Here is an 18,653-nt window from a genome sequence, read left to right as displayed (position 1 = left end):
CACTAAAAGAGGTGAGGTTATGATAGATATTCATTCTCATATACTACCTGGAATTGATGATGGATCTAAGGATATGGAAATGACTTTAGAGATGCTAAGAAATGCAGAAAAAGATGGAACAAGAGAAATAGTTGCGACACCTCATTATTTATTAGAGTACGGGGAAGCTACTATTGGTGAAGTTAAATCGCTGGTACAAGAAGTTAACTCAATTATAAATAAGGAAGGTATAAATATAAAAGTATATAGTGGACAGGAAGTTTATTTTAATGAAAATATAATTAATAACTATTTGGAGGGTAAAATAGGTACAATAAATAATTCGAGGTATATGTTAGTTGAATTTTCAATGCACAAGTTTGATGATAATATATTTGATACCCTTTATGAACTTCAGGTTAGAAATATCGCACCTATAATAGCACATCCAGAAAGGTATAAGCCATTTAGAGAAGATCCTTCACTTATTAATGGATTTATTGATCAAGGATACTTATTTCAAATGAATGCAGGAAGTATAACAGGTAGATTTGGAGAAAGTATTAGAAAAACTACAAATATATTTTTAGAGAATAATATATATAATTTTATTGGTTCTGATGCTCATGACATAGATAACAGAACTACTGGCATCAGAAAAGCTATAAATATATTAAATGATAGTAATAATGAAATAATAAATAAAAATATCTTTGAAGAGAGCTCTGAAAAGCTGATCAATAATGAGGTTATAAATTTCGTTGGAAAAAAAGTTAAGATAAAGAAATCAATATTTTCGTTTTTTAAAACTAAGCCAAAGTAATCAGGATTTGAAATCATAACTACACAAATAGCTTAAGAATATAGTGGAGAAGAATCCTATTTAAAATGTCGTACTTTGAATAGTGATATGGACAAAAAAATGTATATATGTTACATTAACAATGTGGTTAAACGATTACGTAGAATTTTGTTATATTATATTAATGCAATGCTAATTATTATTTTGGATCTATTTAGTATGTATAGAAATAATCGTTTATTAAAATTTAAAAGGAGATGTGGGGGAAAGTTTATGTTTAAAATCTTAATTGTTGATGATGAATTTATTGAGAGAGATGGCATTATATTTTTAATCAAGAAGTTTTCTTTTGACTTTGATATAAAAGAATGTAGTGATGGCGAAGAAGCATTAGAATATTTGAAAAAAAATTCAGTTGATGTTTTATTAACTGATGTAAGGATGCCATTTATGGATGGAATTGAATTATCACAAAACGCTAAATTAATATATCCAGATCTAAAAATAATAATTTTTAGTGGCTTTGGTGAATTCGAGTATGCAAAAAGAGCAATAAGCCTTGGTGTAAATGATTATATATTAAAACCAATAAGCCAGGCAGAATTTAAAAAGACAATCGAAAGTGTTATTGAAAAAATAGAACAGGAAAATAAAGAAAAGCAAGCTAAGGAATGGAGAAATTTCACCGAAAAAGAACATGTTTTATTAAAAGTAATAAGCGGAATTTCTATAGAAAGCATTAGAGAGAGATTTTCTTTAGATAATTATACAGATTTTATAAATAAGTATAAGAGAATGATTTTGATGGAATTCGATAAGGATTTCTTTAATAATCATCAAGAATTTATAAAAGAAATTCTTGATGATTTCCAAGATAAAGTAGATTATTTGAATTTAAATCCCTATCAAGGAATATTTTTTTTCTATGAGTTTATAGATGAAACTGTATTAGAAAATACTTGTACGAAAATACATAATGTGATATCAGAAAAATATGGAGTAGATTGTTATTTTTCTATTAGTAATTTAATTACATCACATTCTATAATTTCAGAAGAATATTCTAATATGGAACATATTATGGAGCAACGTTTTTTTGTATCAGATAAGTATATTTTTTCTAAAAAAGTAGAGATGACATTGGAATCAACAGATGAAAAGTTCGATAGTACTATACTTAAAAATATAGAACATGATATAAAAGTTAAAGATTTTTGTAGTTTGAAATCTAGTGTTGATCTTTTAATAAAAAAGTTTTCAGCGCAAAGTGATTTTTCTCAAATATATGTGAAGTTTATTCTTTCAAACATTTATCGAAATATATGTAATGAAATGAAAGAAGCAAATGAAATAGATTTAGATGGAGAAATAGATAAGATTTATTCTAGCAGGACAATTCAAGAAATAAGAGATATATTAAATAATGTTATAGATAATATGGATAAACAATTTTCCAAGCAATCCTTTAATTATAGGCATGAGATAGAGCTAGTTAAGTCATATATTTATGAGAATTATGGAAAAGATTTATCTCTTGATATATTAGCAGAATATGTGTATATGGCACCAAGCTATTTAAGCAGTATGTTTAAGAAAGAGACAAGCATGGGTATTAATATATTTATAAAAAATTATCGTATGGAAAAGGCAAAAGATATGTTAGAAAATACAAATATAAGAATTAAAGATATTGGTAATATCGTGGGATATAGTAATACATCATATTTTTGTCAAAGTTTTAAAGAATTCTATGGATTAACACCTGAAAAATATAGACAAAAGGATGAAAATAATGAATAGGTTAAAAAGATTTTTTCTAAATTTAAAATTTCGATATAAAATAATTTTGACTTACTTCTTAGTTAGTATTATTCCGATTATAATTCTAGGTTTATTTTGTTATCAGCAAACGAAAAATTTACTTTTGGATCAAGAAAGAGAGAATTTAAGAAAGTCTTTTTCAGAAGCAGTTATAGGAATCGAAAACTCAGCTAATGTGTATAGCAATATACTGGATTATACTACATTTAACCCAATGGTTTTAGAGGTAATTAATCATGAATATAAAAGTTATTATGAAATGTATTATAAGTTTCATAATATGCTGGATCCATATATTGACATGCTAAGAGCTTTACATAATGATATACAACAAATAACTGTATATACTAGTAATAATATAGTAAAGCATTCCGATTATATAATGCCCATGGAGATTATTGAGAATAACATTTGGTATAAAGATGTATTAGGAAAATATAAACCTCAGTGGTTCATTGATAGTGAAAAAAATGTTTTTTTAGCGGTTCAGTTTATTAATAAAGGATATAATGATATACAAAATATTCTATATGTAAAAATAAACTCTAAAAATTTTTTTCAGCCGTTATATAATATATCAAGCACTAATTGTGGAATTTATATTGTAGATAAAAATGATGAAGTTGTATTTGAGAATAGAAGCTATGATGATGGTAACGAGTATTTATTGCCAAGTACTGAATTAAAGAAAATAGAAGGAGATACTATAACTTATGATAATATAAATTATATTTTAATAAAAATGGATATGAAGGATCTTGGATGGACTGCGTATCTTTACAAACCCGTGCATTTAATTGTGGAATCATCTAAAAATATTATTTATACTGTATTCTTTATGATGGGGATTTGCGTTCTAATAATTTTAGTTGTAGGGTATTGGCTTTCATATATAATAGTAAACCGTATTGAAAAATTAACTAAAAATATGAAGGAAATGAATATGGATCATTTGGAAGTTACAATAGAAAGTAATTCGGAAGATGAAATTGGTGTTTTAATTAATAGTTTTGATAAGCTTATAGTAAGAATAAAAACTTTAATACAAGAAGTATATAAGAGCGAAATATCTAAAAGAAAATATGAAATGAAAGCATTACAAGCTCAAATAAACCCACATTTTCTATATAATAGCTTGTCTTTGATCAATTGGAAGGCAATTAGGTCAGGAGAAGATGAAATTAGTGAAATGGCTCAGCTATTATCAACATTTTATCGTACATCTTTAAATAAAGGAAGTAGTATCATAACAGTAGAAAATGAATTAAATAATACAGAAGCATATGTTAAGATTCAATCCATGATGCATAATTATAATTTTGATGTGGATTTTGATATTGATAATAAAATTAAGGGATACTATATGATTAATTTATTACTACAGCCATTAGTTGAGAATGCAATATGTCATGGTATTGATCAAAAAAGAAATAATAGAGGCAAGTTAAGAATATCTGCACAGCAAAAAGGAACAGATATTGTGTTTGAAATTGAAGATAATGGAGTGGGGATGAAGAGTGAAATTTGCGAAAGAATTTTAACAACTAGAACAAAAGGTTATGGAGTAAAAAATGTTTATGATAGAATTAAACTTACTTATGGTGAAAATTGTGATTTGAGATTTATAAGTATACCAAATGAAAAAACTGTTGCGATAATGAGTATCCCGGTAGAAATAGACAAGAATAAATTTAATGATTAACTAGATAAATAGCTGTTTTAAAATGGAGGTATGAATTTCATTTTGAAACAGCTTGCTTTTTGTAGTTGTTTACATATTCATAAAAAATTGATATAAATCAAAAATCTTTAGTATATTCGGATAATTACTTGAATGCTATAATTTCAGTATAAATTACTTAACCAAAGCTAGTTACAGTTAAAGTATTATTTTTTTAATGAATTAGGAGGCTTATGGGGATGCTAAAAAGAAATTTAACGCAAACAATGAAAAGGATAACAACTTTTGGAATGGCAGTTATTACAATTGCTATGTTCTTTACGGGGTGCGGAAATAAAGATGGTGCAACTACGACTGAAACGAAAGATAAGTCAGGGGCAGTAACTACACCTTATGGAAAATACGATGAATTGGTAACTTATACTATAGGTAAAAATACACCTGGAAGTCCGCGTCTTCCAGAAGGAGATACCTATGAAAATAATGCATATACAAGATATTTAAAAGATGTATTAAATGTTCAGAATAAAGATGAATTTGAAGCAGCTAATGGAGATCCATATGATCAAAAGGTATCAATGGCAGTCGCTACAGGTGATATACCAGATATTATGAAAGTTGATTCAACAACATTAAAGCAATTAGTAGATAGCGATATGATAGCAGATTTAACTGATGCTTACAAAAACTGTGCCACAGATAAAATTAAACAAATGTATGATTCGTATAATGGAAGAGCATTAGAAAGTGCTACATTTGATGGAAAACTTATGGCATTGCCATCTACTCAATGTGCTAATGCGCCAACAATGCTTTGGGTTAGACAAGATTGGATGGATAAATTGGGATTGCAAGCACCTAAATCAATGGATGATGTGGAAAATATCTTACAGCAGTTTGTAACAAAAGATCCAGGAAATAATGGAGCTGGAAAAACAATTGGTCTTGTGGCTTCTTCTAATATAGGAGGAGTTTATGGGGGATTATTTCAAATGGATAACGTTCTAGGAATGTATAATGCTTTTCCAGGACAATGGATTGAAGAGGATGGAAAAGTTGTATTTGGATCTACAACTAATAATATGAAAAAGGGATTAGGAAGAGTTGCTGAAATGTTTAAAAAAGGTTTAATTGATCCACAAATGGCAGTAAGACAAGGTGATGATGTTACTTCACTTATTGTTAATGGTCAAGCTGGCGCTTTCTTTGGACCATGGTGGGCACCTGATTATCCATTAAATGATGCTAAGAAGCTAAATCCAAATGCACAATGGGTTCCTTATATAATACCAACAAATTCAGATGGGTCTTATACAACTTATACACAAAATCCGGCAAGCGAATTTTATGTTGTTAAAAAAGGATTTGAGCATCCAGAATTATTAGTAAAGATAGCTAGTGTTATTAATGACAAGATGGTATATGAAGACTATGGAAAACAAGAACTTATGGATTATATAAAGCAGGGTGTTGATTCAGGTGTAAGACCGGTAGGTATTCTTATTAATGATTATAATGCAACAATTGATATGTATAAAAATATTGATTTAGCACTTAAAGGAGAAAAAGATCCGGAATCTTTAGGAGCTGATAAGGGAAACTATGAAAAGTGTAAGGATTATTTAGCTAATTCAAATTCTCCAAGTGCTGATGCATGGAGTGGCTATACGTCAAGAATGGTTGCCCCAAAACTAATGAGTGAGACCAAGATAAATGAAGTTAATCCAGTATTTTTTGGACAAACAAAGAGTATGAAATTAAAATGGGCCAATTTACAAAAATTACAAGATGAAACCTTCTTAAAAATTGTAACAGGTGAAGCACCAATAGATTCTTTTGATGTCTTTGTTTCAACTTGGAAGAGTACAGGTGGAGATGAAATTACAAAAGAGGTTGAAGATGCTATAAAAAAATAAATACTAATTTGACAGTTTGGATGCAAGTAGTATTTGCATCCAACTTACAATCGAAGAATTAATATTCTACATTACAAATAAGGAAGGCAGGGAGATTCATGAAAAAAGGGAAAAAACAATTAAGTTATCATCTTATGATGGCACCTGGTATGATATTTTTATTCATATTTAGTTTTATTCCTATGTTTGGTATAATAATGGCTTTTCAAGAGTATTTACCGGCAAAAGGAATACTAGGTTCTAAGTGGGTTGGACTTGATAATTTTAGATATATGCTTCAAATACCAGATAGCATGAATATTTTAAGAAATACACTAGTTATTGCTATAGGAAAAATTATCTTAAGCACAATAATACCAATTATATTTGCATTACTTTTAAATGAAATAAGAAAAAAATGGGCTAAGAAAACCATTCAAACTATTGTATATTTACCACATTTTCTATCATGGGCAGTCTTAGCTGTAGTAGTAGCCAATATTTTCTCCTTTGATGGCCCGGTTAATGCATTTTTGAAATTGTTTGGATATGAACCAACATTATTTCTTGCAAGCAATACCTGGTTTAGGCCTATATTAATAGGAACAGATGTATGGAAAGAATTCGGTTATGGATCAATTGTATATTTAGCGGCATTAACCGGAATTGATTCTGGATTATATGAAGCAGCGGCTATAGATGGAGCAAATAGATTCAAGCAGCTAATACATGTGACTCTGCCAGGTATAATGCCTATAATTATGCTTATGACAGCAATGAATTTAGGAAATATTTTAAATGCTGGCTTTGATCAAGTATTTAATTTATATAATCCGATTGTTTATCAAACAGCAGATATCATTGATACATATGTTTATCGTGTAGGGTTAGTAGGAATGCAGTATAGTTTTGCAACAGCAGTAGGACTATTAAAATCAGTAGTTGGATGTATATTATTATTGTCTGCTAACAAATTATCTCAAAGAGTTGCTAATATGCAAATATTTTAAAGGAGGAGTATTATGTTAAAGTCAAAAAAGTTTGGAAGCAGGCTAGCTGATGCAATTATATGGAGTGTTGTAATAATACTTACAACTGCATGCCTGTTTCCACTTATAAATATGGTAGCTATTTCTTTCAGTAATAAGTCAGCAGCAGCGGGAAATTTAGTGGGATTACTTCCAGTAGATTTTACTTTATCATCCTATAAAACATTATTGCAAGAAGGTCAATTTTGGCGTTCTTTTGGAATTTCAGTATCAAGAGTTATTCTAGGAACAGCATTAAATTTAATATTAGTGGTTTTAATGGCGTATCCACTATCAAAAGGTAAGCGAGAGTTTCGTTTTAGAAATATTTATATGAACCTTATGATATTTGCGATGTTGTTTTCAGGTGGAATGATACCAATATTTATTACTGTAAAAAATCTACATTTATTAGATACTATCTGGTCTCTAATTTTACCAGGTGCTGTGCCTATATTTAATGTAATTTTATTAATGAACTTTTTTAAGAGTGTACCAAAATCATTGGAAGAGGCGGCAGAATTAGAGGGATGTAATAAATGGCAAATTTTATTTAAGATATATATTCCTATCTCGCTTCCTGCGTTAGCAACAATTTCATTGTTTAGCATTGTTGGACACTGGAATGATTTCTTTGGTGGATTGTTGTACATAAATAAGGCAGCAAATTATCCATTGCAAACTTATATACAACAATTAACAGTGGATATTACAAAGGTAACAAATCCGGCTCAGTTACAAAGCATTGCTGATATTTCTAACAAAACATTAAATGCAGCTAAAATCGTTGTATCAACTATTCCATTGCTAATTATATATCCGTTCTTACAAAAATATTTTGTCACAGGAATGGTTATGGGATCAGTTAAGGAATAGAGTATTTTAAGAAGTAAAGAAAGGACATAGTATAATGAAGGATATATATAGAATTGATACAAGTCCATTTTGTAATAATAACAATGTTGTAAAAGGAGATAAATATAGATTTACTGTATTAACATCTCAAATGATAAGATTAGAATATGATGATAAAGGAATATTTGAAGATAGAGCAACTCAGAGAGTGCTAAATAGAAATTTTATATCACAAAGTTTTAAATTAATTGATGAAGAGGAAAATTTAGAAATAATAACTGATCATATTCATTTAATCTATGACAAAAAGAAATTTTCAAAAAATGGATTAACTATAAAAGTGAGAGGAAATGTAAGTAATTATCATAGTATTTGGCATTACGGAGAAGAAATTAATGATTTAAAAGGCACAGCAAGAACTTTAGATGGAGCTGATGGTGCAATTCCTTTGGAAAGAGGTCTAATTTCAAAAGATGGATTTTCTATTATAGATGATAGTGAATCGTTAATTTTAACAGAAGATGGATGGATTGAGACAAGGGAAAAAAAAATAACAGATATTTATTTTTTGGGATATGGAAGGGATTATATTAAGTGTTTTAAAGATTTTTTTAAACTATGCGGGAATACTCCTCTCCTACCTAGATATGCATTAGGAAATTGGTGGAGTAGATACTATAGGTATAATGAGGAAGAATATAAGAAACTATTAGATAGATTTAAAGAAGAGAAAGTACCATTTTCAGTAGCTGTAATTGATATGGATTGGCACCTAGTAGATATAGATCCTAAGTATGGAAGTGGATGGACCGGATACACTTGGAATAAAGAGCTATTTCCAGACCCTAAGAGATTTATGAAGTGGCTTCATGAAAATAACTTGAGAGTCACATTAAACGTACATCCAGCTGATGGAATAAGAGCCCATGAAGAAATGTATACTGATATGGCGAAACATCTAAATATAGATTATTTAAACGGAGAAAATATTGAGTTTGATATTTCAGATTCAAAGTTTTTGGAAGCTTATTTCAAATATGCACACCATCCAAATGAAGAAAACGGAGTAGATTTTTGGTGGATTGACTGGCAGCAAGGCAATGATTCAAAGATAGAAGGTCTTGATCCATTATGGATGCTTAACCATTATCACTTTTTGGACAATAAACGTAATGGAAAGAGACCACTTACTTTTTCTAGATATGCAGGAATAGGGAGTCATAGGTATCCTGTGGGATTTTCAGGAGATAGTATTATAACTTGGGAGTCTTTGGATTTTCAGCCTTACTTTACAGCTAATGCATCTAATGCAGGATATGGGTGGTGGAGTCATGATATCGGAGGACATATGCTGGGTGTAAAAGATGATGAGATGGCATTAAGATGGCTACAATTTGGAGTATTTTCTCCAATCATGAGGCTTCATAGTTCGTCAAGTGTTTTTAATGGAAAGGAACCTTGGAGATATAATTCCATTGTTCATGAGACAATGAATGAATTTTTAAGATTTCGACATAGTCTAGTACCGTATATTTATACAATGAATAGAATTTTTAGTGAAGACGGAATCCCTTTAGTACAACCAATGTATTATAAAAATTCTGAATATGATGAGGCTTATGAAGTGCAAAATCAGTATTATTTTGGATCAGAATTGATTGTATGTCCTATAACACATCCAATGAACAGAAAAACTGGAAGAGGAAAGGTAAAAGCATGGCTGCCAGAGGGAACTTATATAGATATATTTAATGGGATGATTTATTCTGGAAATAGATATATTAATTTATATAGGGATATTAGAAGAATACCAGTACTTGCAAAGGCAGGAGCAATAATTCCAATGATAAATATGGAAAGTTGCTACAATCAGATAGATAATCCAAAAGATATTGAAGTAAGAATTTTTGCAGGTGATAATGGCAGATTTAAAATGTATGAGGATGATGGTAATACTTTAGAATATTTAAAAGGAAGATATGCAGAAACAGAAATGAATTTAGAGTGGGGAGACTCCACTAGATTTGTAGTAAAAGCAGTAATGGGAGAGTTTTCTGTTATACCAAAGGAAAGAAATTATACTTTTAAATTCATAGGATTTAAAGATTGTAAAGAAATAATGGTTATATCGGATGGTAAAGAAGTAATTTATGAAAAAGATTATGATAATTTAATGAATAGCATCATTATAAGATGTAATCAAATTGATGTACTCAAAGATTTAGTTATTGACTTTAAAGATGTCATGCAGTTAAGTTGTAATAATATTGATAGACAAATATTTGATTTTTTAAATGAAGCACAAATAAGATTTGATATAAAAGATAAAATTTATAATATAATAAATTCACATGAAAATAAAACTAAGATCATAGGGGATTTGCAAACATTAGATTTGGATAAAGATTTATTTGGTGCAGTTTGTGAAATTATTCTCGCATATTAGATAAATTGAGCATATAGGATGATTAAAAAAGATGCAGTAAAACCCTCAATACTTAAGTAATCGTTTAATAAATTAAATAATAATTATCGTAATTTAAATTAATAAATAGGAAGATTGATAGTTTAATATTTTAGTGGCCTTTGGTAAGGCGACTTACTAACATAAATTATTTGAAAATATATTAATTGGAGGCAGTTATGAATAAGGAATGGTGGAAAGAAAGTGTAGTATATCAGGTATACCCAAGGAGTTTCAAAGATTCTAATGGGGACGGAATCGGGGATTTAAGAGGAATAATAGAAAAGTTAGATTATTTAAAGGAGTTAGGTATAGATGTGATATGGCTATCTCCGGTATACAAATCGCCAAATGACGATAATGGATATGATATAAGTGATTATGAAGATATAATGGATGAATTTGGAACAATGGAAGATATGGATGAACTTATTAAAGAAGGAAATAAGAGAGGAATAAAAATTCTCATGGATTTAGTGGTTAATCATACTTCTGATGAACATAAGTGGTTTATTGAATCTAAAAAATCAAGGGATAATCATTATAGAGATTATTATATATGGAGAGATCCAGTAAATGGGAAAGAACCAAATGATTTAAAGTCAACATTTAGCGGTAGTGCATGGCAATATGATGAGACCACAGGACAATATTACTTACATTTATTTAGTAGAAAGCAGCCAGATTTGAACTGGGAGAATGAGGAAGTCCGTAATAAAGTTTATGATATGATGAATTTTTGGATTGATAAGGGTATTGGTGGCTTTAGAATGGATGTAATAGAACTTATAGGTAAAGTTCCAGATAAAAAGATAAAAGAAAATGGACCAAAACTTCATGAATATATTAAAGAAATGAATAGAAAAACTTTTGGAGATAAAAATCTATTGACGGTTGGAGAAGCATGGTGCTCCAATCCAGAAATAGCAGAACAGTATTCTAATCCAGATGGAAGTGAGCTTAGTATGGTATTTCAGTTTGAACATATTTTATTGGATCAACAACCCAATAAGGAAAAATGGGATTTAAAACCATTGGAATTATTAGATCTAAAGAAAGCGTTGTCAAGATGGCAGTTAGAATTAGAAGGAAAAGGTTGGAATAGTTTGTTCTGGAATAATCACGATGTTCCAAGAATAGTTTCAAGGTGGGGAAATGATAAAGAATATAGAGTAGAAAGTGCAAAAATGCTTGCTACATTGTTACATGGAATGAAGGGAACACCGTATATATATCAAGGCGAAGAACTTGGCATGACAAATATAAGATTTGAGGAACTAAATGACTATAAGGATATAGAAACACTTAATATGTATGAAGAAAGAATAGAGCAAGGTTATAAGCATGAAGATATAATGAATTCAATATATGAAAAAGGTAGAGATAATGCACGTACTCCAATTCAATGGGATGATAGTGAAAATGCAGGTTTTACAACCGGAAATACTTGGATAAAAATAAATCCTAATTATAAAGAAATAAATGCGAAATCGCAATTAAATGATGAAAATTCTATATTCAATTACTATAAAAGTCTAATTAAAATTAGAAAAACAAATCCAGTAGTTGTGTATGGAAAATATGAATTGATTTTAGAAGAAAATAAAGAAATATTTGCTTATACAAGAACTTTAGAAAATGAAATGGTATTAGTTATTTGCAATTTTACAGAAAACAAAGCAAAGTTTATTTTTGATGGTATAAGTAAGTTTAAATATAAAGAACTTTTAATTTCAAATTATGATGTAGATATAAATCAATCAGTAAATAATATAGAGCTAGAACCTTATGAAGCGCGAATTTATAAATTTATCAATTAATTAAGGTTTTTATTGGGGAAGGAGTTATCCAAATGGAAAAGTATATATTTGGTGTAGATATTGGAGGAACTACCGTTAAACTTGGTTTGTTTAAGACTGAAGGAACATTGCTAGAAAAGTGGGAGATTAGAACAAGAAAAGAGGATGAAGGAAAATATATTATAAAAGATATTGTAGAAACACTTGAAAATAAGCTTAATGAGAATAATATTTCCAAAAGTGAGGTATTGGGCATAGGCATAGGTGTACCGGGACCGGTTAAAGAGGATGGAACAGTACTTAAATGTGTAAACCTTGGATGGAAAGTTTTTAACATAATAGATGAGGTTAATAAATTATTAAAATTACCTATTAAAGCTGCAAATGATGCAAATGTGGCTGCACTTGGAGAGATGTGGAGAGGCGGAGGAAAAGGCTATAAAAATGCTGTAATGATAACACTTGGAACTGGTGTTGGTGGTGGAATAATTATTGACGGAAAAATAATATCAGGATCAAATGGTGCAGGTGGTGAAATTGGTCATATAAAGGTTTCTGATAACGAGACAGAATGTTGTGGATGTGGAAATAAAGGATGTTTAGAACAATATGCATCTGCAACAGGGATTGTTAGTTTAGCTAATAAGGCTTTAAAAACTATGAAAACAAAATCTGATTTAAAGAATTTTGAGAATTTATCAGCAAAAGATATTTTTGATTCTGCAAAGGCAGGTGATGAATTAGCATTAGAATTGGTAGATGATTTTGGTAATAGATTGGGGAAAGCTTTAGCTAATATCTCATGTGTTATTGATCCAGATATATTTGTGATTGGTGGAGGTGTATCTAAAAATGGGAGTTTTCTGATCGAAAGTATTACTAAGCATTTTAAAGGAAATGCATTTCATAGTTCAAGAAATACAAAATTTGAGTTGGCCAAATTAGGTAATGATGCTGGAATATATGGTGCTGCAAGATTGATTTGTGGAAACTAGATAGGTTATATGATAAGAGGTGGTTTAGCTTGAAAAAATATTGTACATATTCTATTTATAAGTTTTGCAAGGATTAATGAGGGAGTGATCGCCCGATGATTAAATTTAAAAAAAGAAATAATAAAAGAGAAATAGATTTTATCAATAAAGGAAAGAATATTTTTTTTTACTGTGAAAACATTATGAGAGGTTCTAAAATAAAAGTTAGATTGACAACTTCTTATGGATTATTAGTTTTAGTTCCATTATTAATAGTAGGGGTTTCAATAATAGTGCAATCTAAAAGTTCAATCGATAATAAAATTTCAAATTTCTCATCTCAGATAATGGCGCAAATTGGAGTAAATATATCAAGCGAAATGGATAAGAACTCCAACTTCGCTATGTCAATATTTACTGAACCTGATTTTCAGGATTATTTCGAAAATGGACAAACTGTTGATTATCATAAAATTAATGAGTTAAATAAATTAATAAGAAATAAAGTAGGAACCAAAAGTGATATGACCGGCCTCGGAATTATCAGTGCAGACAAAGAAAAAATAGGAAGTTTTTCAAATCAACTATCTGACGATTTAATGTTGAAATTATCAGATTTATCTAGCAAGTCAAAGGGAAAATTCACATGGTCATTAAACAAAAGTTCATCAGGATATAAAATCTACGCTTCAGTTCAAATGAATACTTTGGCTACAGGTAAAAACTTTGGAATAGTTATAGAAGAATTGGATCCTAAATTATTTATTAATTTGTTTAAAGACATTAGTTTAGGAGATAATTCTGATATATTTGTTTTAGATTCACAAGGAGTTGTTATTCTAAGTGATGAATCAAGTCTAATTGGAACAGAATATAAAGATAAAAGTATTATAGAGAAAATTCAAGAGAAAGAATCAGCTAAAAGCAAGGATAAAAGTGCTAAGATAGAAAATTCTTTTTCAACAAGTGATGGTAATAATCTAGTATCTTATGCACCTTTAAGCGGTTCAGACTGGTATGTAGTAGGAGTTATACCGTACACGTATATAAACTCTGAATCTAATAGTCTAACAAATAATACTATAATAATTGGTTTGGTTTCGTTTATGGTAGCCATGTTGGTAGCATTAATAGTATCAAGAAGCATATCAAAACCTTTGGAAAAATTAGTTTCACTTATGAAAAAGTCTAGAGATGGAAATTTAGCTTTGCACATAGAAGATAGTAGTAAAGATGAAATCGGAGAAGTAATAAGTGCATTTAATGAGATGGTGAGTAAAATAAGTGTTTTAATTGGCGATGTTAAAGCTATTACTAACAATGTATTTAATAACACCAAAATAGTTGCACAGGTTTCAGAGCATTCTTGCTCATCTTCAGAAGAAATCGCAGCTACAATGAGTGAAATTGCTAAAGGTGCTTCGGATCAAGCTGTTAGTGTTAATGAAGGAATTGATTTCATGAGCGTATTATCTGATGGAATAAATATAGTGAGTAAGAAAACAGAAAATGTATGGTTAGTATTAGAGGAAACACAAAAAATGAAAAAAGAAGCTGTTATATCAGTTAATACATTGAAAGATAAAGCCAACGAAACCAATAATGTTTCAGCTAAAATTGTTAGCGATATAAACTCTTTAGACACAAATATAAAAGATATAAAAGAAATTATAGAGTTAATTGGTAGTATTGCAGAGCAAACTAACCTTTTAGCATTAAATGCAGCAATCGAAGCAGCAAGAGCTGGAGATTCTGGTAAAGGTTTTGCTGTTGTTGCTGATGAAGTTAGAAAACTGGCTGATAGATCAAAAGAGTCATCTGATCAAATTAATAAAATAATTAATAATATTGAAAATAAAACAAGAATTGTAGTAAAAGAAGCAAGTAATTCTAGAATTATAATAAAAGAACAGATGGATGCAGTTGATGGTGCAGATGAGGCTTTTAAAGTTATATTTGAAGGAATGAACCAAATATCATACCAATTAAAAGATATAGTTATGTCAATTAATAAAATAGTTGATTGTAAAGATAAAACTAAAATAGCAATGGAAAATATTTCAGCTATTTCAGAAGAAACAGCCGCAACTACAGAACAAGTTTCCTTCGGGGCTAATGGACAAATTAGTGAAATTCAAAAAATATTTGAATTTGTAGAAGAACTAAATTCAGTGGTTGAAAAATTAAATCTAACAATAAATAAATTTATAGTTAATTAGTTTTAAATGTAAATTTATTAAATAGAATCAAGATATTAGAAAGAAAATTAATTATATATAAATACTAATTTAACTATAACATAGTAGGGGAGATAATATCATGATTAAAAGAATTAACAAAATAATAACACTAGTAACAATTACAACAATTGTTACTACTCTTAGTTCATCACCAATTGCATTTGCTTCCGATGCATTGCAAGAAAAGGATGGGAATTTTAATGCTTCTGTTGCTTACTCAAATAAGTATTTATACGATGGGTATAGAGGAACTGATGGGGAAGAACAAACAATATACTACAATAATGGAAAGTATAATGAACTAGAGAATTCAGATGCATATGATGATTCTATAAAGTACGATAATAGGTATATTGAACTAGATAATAATGGTAAGGAAGATCTATTTAATTTGCAAACAGGAAAGTTTGAAGGGGAAGATATAGAAGATCAAAAATTTGATATTAGAAGAGATTTAGTAAAAAAATTAAAAGAAACCAATAGATATGGCAGTAATATAACAGATTATCTTCAATTAGGTGATAGAATTTCAAGTAATAAAGGTTCCTTTGGTGATGTATGGTATAAATATACTGCAGATTATAATTATGGACAAGCTATTAAATATGTAACAATAATCAATTTAGCTGCAAATTCCAATGATGAATGGGATAATATTACATTGAAAAAAGGTGATGGAATAACATCAGACTTTGGAGACAGCTATCAATTTTGGTTTTCAGTAACAAGTAATGATCCTACTAATAAAGAAACTGATGGTATAGAAAAAACCTATAATGGCGATATAACTGCAGCATCAAAGTATATAGCTAAAAGATTAAAAGATTATTGTGGATATGATGCAGAGGTGACTACAGAGAATGGAAGTCCTGTTATCCAAATAATATCTGATGAAAAATTAGAAGGAACTGTAATAACGGGGCATAATAGTGATATTTCAATAGAATCTAAAATGGCACTTGCTAAAAATATTCAATATGTATCGGATGATACGAAAAATTCTAACGGTGCTGTAAGAGATATGATTGCTGATAATTATATTTCTAAAACAGTAGAATCAGTATACGGAACTACGACAACAGATTCTGCTGTAAAATATACAACAACTATTGATATAAATGCAGAATCAGATCATGAATGGAGAAATATAACATTAAAAAAGGGTGATGATGTAACATCAAGCTTTGGAGACACTTATCAATTTTGGTTTTCAATAACAGCTGATGAATCTGGTAATTTAGAATCTGACGGAGAAGCAAAAACTTATAATGGAGATGTGGAAGCAACAGCAGAATACATAGCTGGAAGAATAAGAGATTACTGTGGATATGGTGCACAAGTTATTGAGCAAGATGGAAAGCCAGTAATTCAGATAAAATCTGATACAAAGATAGATGGAAATATAATAATATCTTATGATGACAATATTTTAGTAAAAACAGAGGAAAACTCTTCTTCGACAGATGAAGATGATAGAGGTAATTCGGGAAATAGCAGTGGAGAAGATGCTCCAAGTGGTTCAGAAACAGATAATGAAGATGGTGATAACAATTCAGGGACAAATAGTGGAGAAAACACAACTGGTTCTGACACAAATACTGGAGAAGAAACTTCAAGCGGAACACACGCTATAATAAATTATGACAAGGAGCCAATATATTATGGCTTTGTAAATAATTCTGGCAAATATATGGATGTCTCTAAGTTTGCAAACATTAAACTTATATATACAGTTAATGGAGAAACTAAAACAGAGAAAATAGAAAAATTTGGAGAAAAATATGGAAATGAGAACATTGTAGCTAATTTAACAGACGTAGGGTCAGATTTATTAACACAGGATTCAACTTATATCTATGTTAGTGCAAATGTAGAATTCACTTCAGATAGTGATATAAGCATTGCATATCCAGATGGTACAAACAGCAAAAAGTATATTTTAAAGATTTCTAAGGCTGTAGGAGATAAAGTTGATGGAGCAGATACACCTAAAGAAGTTACAGCATATGAAATGAATGGAGAATCTGATTTTCTATCTTGGATTCAGCCTAAACTTAGTAATGATTGGTATAATTTAGATGTATGCGCTAAGAATGGAAACATATATGTTATAAGATTCAATAAAGACGGAGGCAATAATAAGATACAAGTAAATCAAGTTGGATTCGAAACTGTACGTGATGATGATTTGAAGGTTAGTAGGAATAAGATATATAAGGTTAATGATCCATCTATTGAAACTAGAATTAAAGGACAAAAATTAACAGTTACGGATGCAGGTGAAATAAGAAATTTAATAAGACCATATTATTCTATAGATGCTGAAGGAAACTTGTGGGTATTAGGCTTGAAAAAGATATATGAATTTAATGGAAATGGCTTTGATGAAAAGTATACAATTCCTGCAAAGATAAGCAACTTAGACGTTTACGATGGTAACAATTTAATTGCTTGGGGAGATAATGGTACAGAATATGGTTATGTAACTAATATTAATGAATTTTCAAGTACTAGTGATGAAAAGGATTTGGGAACTGAAAATAATGGCAATGAAGGTAATGGTGGCGAAGGAAGTACTAGTGATAAAGACAATACTTCAAGTGATGAATCAGTAATTAAAAGTGGATGGATTAAAACAAAGTCGGGTTGGCAATTTTTTGATGAATCGGGAAAACAAGTTAAAGATTCTTGGATTAAAGTAAATGAAAAATGGTATGTAATTGATGAAAACGGTATTATGAGGACTGGCTGGATTAACATAAGTGGAAAATGGTACTACCTAAATTCTGATGGAAGTATGGCAACAGGATGGATGCAAGAAGGGAGTAGTTGGTATTACCTACAATCAGATGGAGAAATGTCAACAGGCTGGGTAAATGATGATGGGAATTGGTATTATTTAAAAGAATCTGGTGAAATGTCAATTGGATGGATTTCTAATAACGGAAACTGGTATCACCTGGGAACTGATGGGAGCATGAGTACAGGCTGGTTAAAATATGGGAAGCACTGGTATTATTTGGACGAAAATGGAAAAATGTTATCGGATGCAACTATGAACGGATATAAACTTGGAACTGATGGTGTTTTAATTTAGTAAGAAAGATGGTGAAAA

General features: G+C 29.6%; 11 protein-coding genes. All 11 read left to right on the top strand.

Annotated elements, in window-relative coordinates; genetic code table 11:
- Window positions 1-19: 19 nt before the first annotated feature.
- The 11 genes from AXY43_RS12040 (at window position 20) to AXY43_RS11990 (ending at window position 18,635) form a co-directional block, all read left to right on the top strand.
- Window positions 20-802 carry a tyrosine-protein phosphatase gene (locus AXY43_RS12040; protein ID WP_105411595.1) on the top strand — a complete coding sequence of 261 codons (783 nt, stop codon included), beginning with the start codon at window positions 20-22 and terminating at the stop codon, window positions 800-802.
- A 252-nt stretch (window positions 803-1,054) separates the two neighbouring features.
- A complete protein-coding gene (locus AXY43_RS12035) occupies window positions 1,055-2,581 on the top strand; it encodes a response regulator transcription factor (protein WP_105411594.1) in 1,527 nt (508 codons plus the stop codon).
- A 124-nt stretch (window positions 2,582-2,705) separates the two neighbouring features.
- A complete protein-coding gene (locus tag AXY43_RS12030) occupies window positions 2,706-4,304 on the top strand; it encodes a sensor histidine kinase (protein WP_242984877.1) in 1,599 nt (532 codons plus the stop codon).
- A 218-nt stretch (window positions 4,305-4,522) separates the two neighbouring features.
- Window positions 4,523-6,199, top strand: a complete 1,677-nt coding sequence (locus tag AXY43_RS12025) for an extracellular solute-binding protein (RefSeq protein ID WP_077867932.1) — start codon at window positions 4,523-4,525, stop codon at window positions 6,197-6,199.
- 98 nt (window positions 6,200-6,297) lie between these two features.
- Complete coding sequence (locus tag AXY43_RS12020; protein ID WP_077867931.1) at window positions 6,298-7,188, top strand: ABC transporter permease; 891 nt, start codon at window positions 6,298-6,300, stop codon at window positions 7,186-7,188.
- A 12-nt stretch (window positions 7,189-7,200) separates the two neighbouring features.
- On the top strand, window positions 7,201-8,082 hold the full coding sequence (locus tag AXY43_RS12015) for a carbohydrate ABC transporter permease (protein ID WP_077867930.1): 882 nt from the start codon (window positions 7,201-7,203) through the stop codon (window positions 8,080-8,082).
- Between the two features lie 34 nt (window positions 8,083-8,116).
- Window positions 8,117-10,507, top strand: a complete 2,391-nt coding sequence (locus AXY43_RS12010; protein ID WP_105411593.1) for a TIM-barrel domain-containing protein — start codon at window positions 8,117-8,119, stop codon at window positions 10,505-10,507.
- Window positions 10,508-10,704: 197 nt separating this feature from the next.
- Window positions 10,705-12,345 carry a glycoside hydrolase family 13 protein gene (locus AXY43_RS12005; protein WP_077867929.1) on the top strand — a complete coding sequence of 547 codons (1,641 nt, stop codon included), beginning with the start codon at window positions 10,705-10,707 and terminating at the stop codon, window positions 12,343-12,345.
- Window positions 12,346-12,377: 32 nt separating this feature from the next.
- Window positions 12,378-13,319, top strand: coding sequence for an ROK family glucokinase (locus AXY43_RS12000; protein ID WP_077867928.1), 942 nt, complete (start codon window positions 12,378-12,380; stop codon window positions 13,317-13,319).
- Between the two features lie 95 nt (window positions 13,320-13,414).
- On the top strand, window positions 13,415-15,517 hold the full coding sequence (locus tag AXY43_RS11995) for a methyl-accepting chemotaxis protein (RefSeq protein WP_077867927.1): 2,103 nt from the start codon (window positions 13,415-13,417) through the stop codon (window positions 15,515-15,517).
- A gap of 100 nt (window positions 15,518-15,617) precedes the next feature.
- Window positions 15,618-18,635, top strand: coding sequence for an N-acetylmuramoyl-L-alanine amidase family protein (locus AXY43_RS11990; protein WP_105411592.1), 3,018 nt, complete (start codon window positions 15,618-15,620; stop codon window positions 18,633-18,635).
- Window positions 18,636-18,653 lie beyond the last annotated feature (18 nt).

It is taken from the genome of Clostridium sp. MF28, assembly GCF_002969175.1.
GTDB classification, from domain to species: Bacteria; Bacillota; Clostridia; order Clostridiales; family Clostridiaceae; genus Clostridium; species Clostridium beijerinckii.
This window is presented reverse-complemented; position numbering and strand designations above follow the sequence as displayed.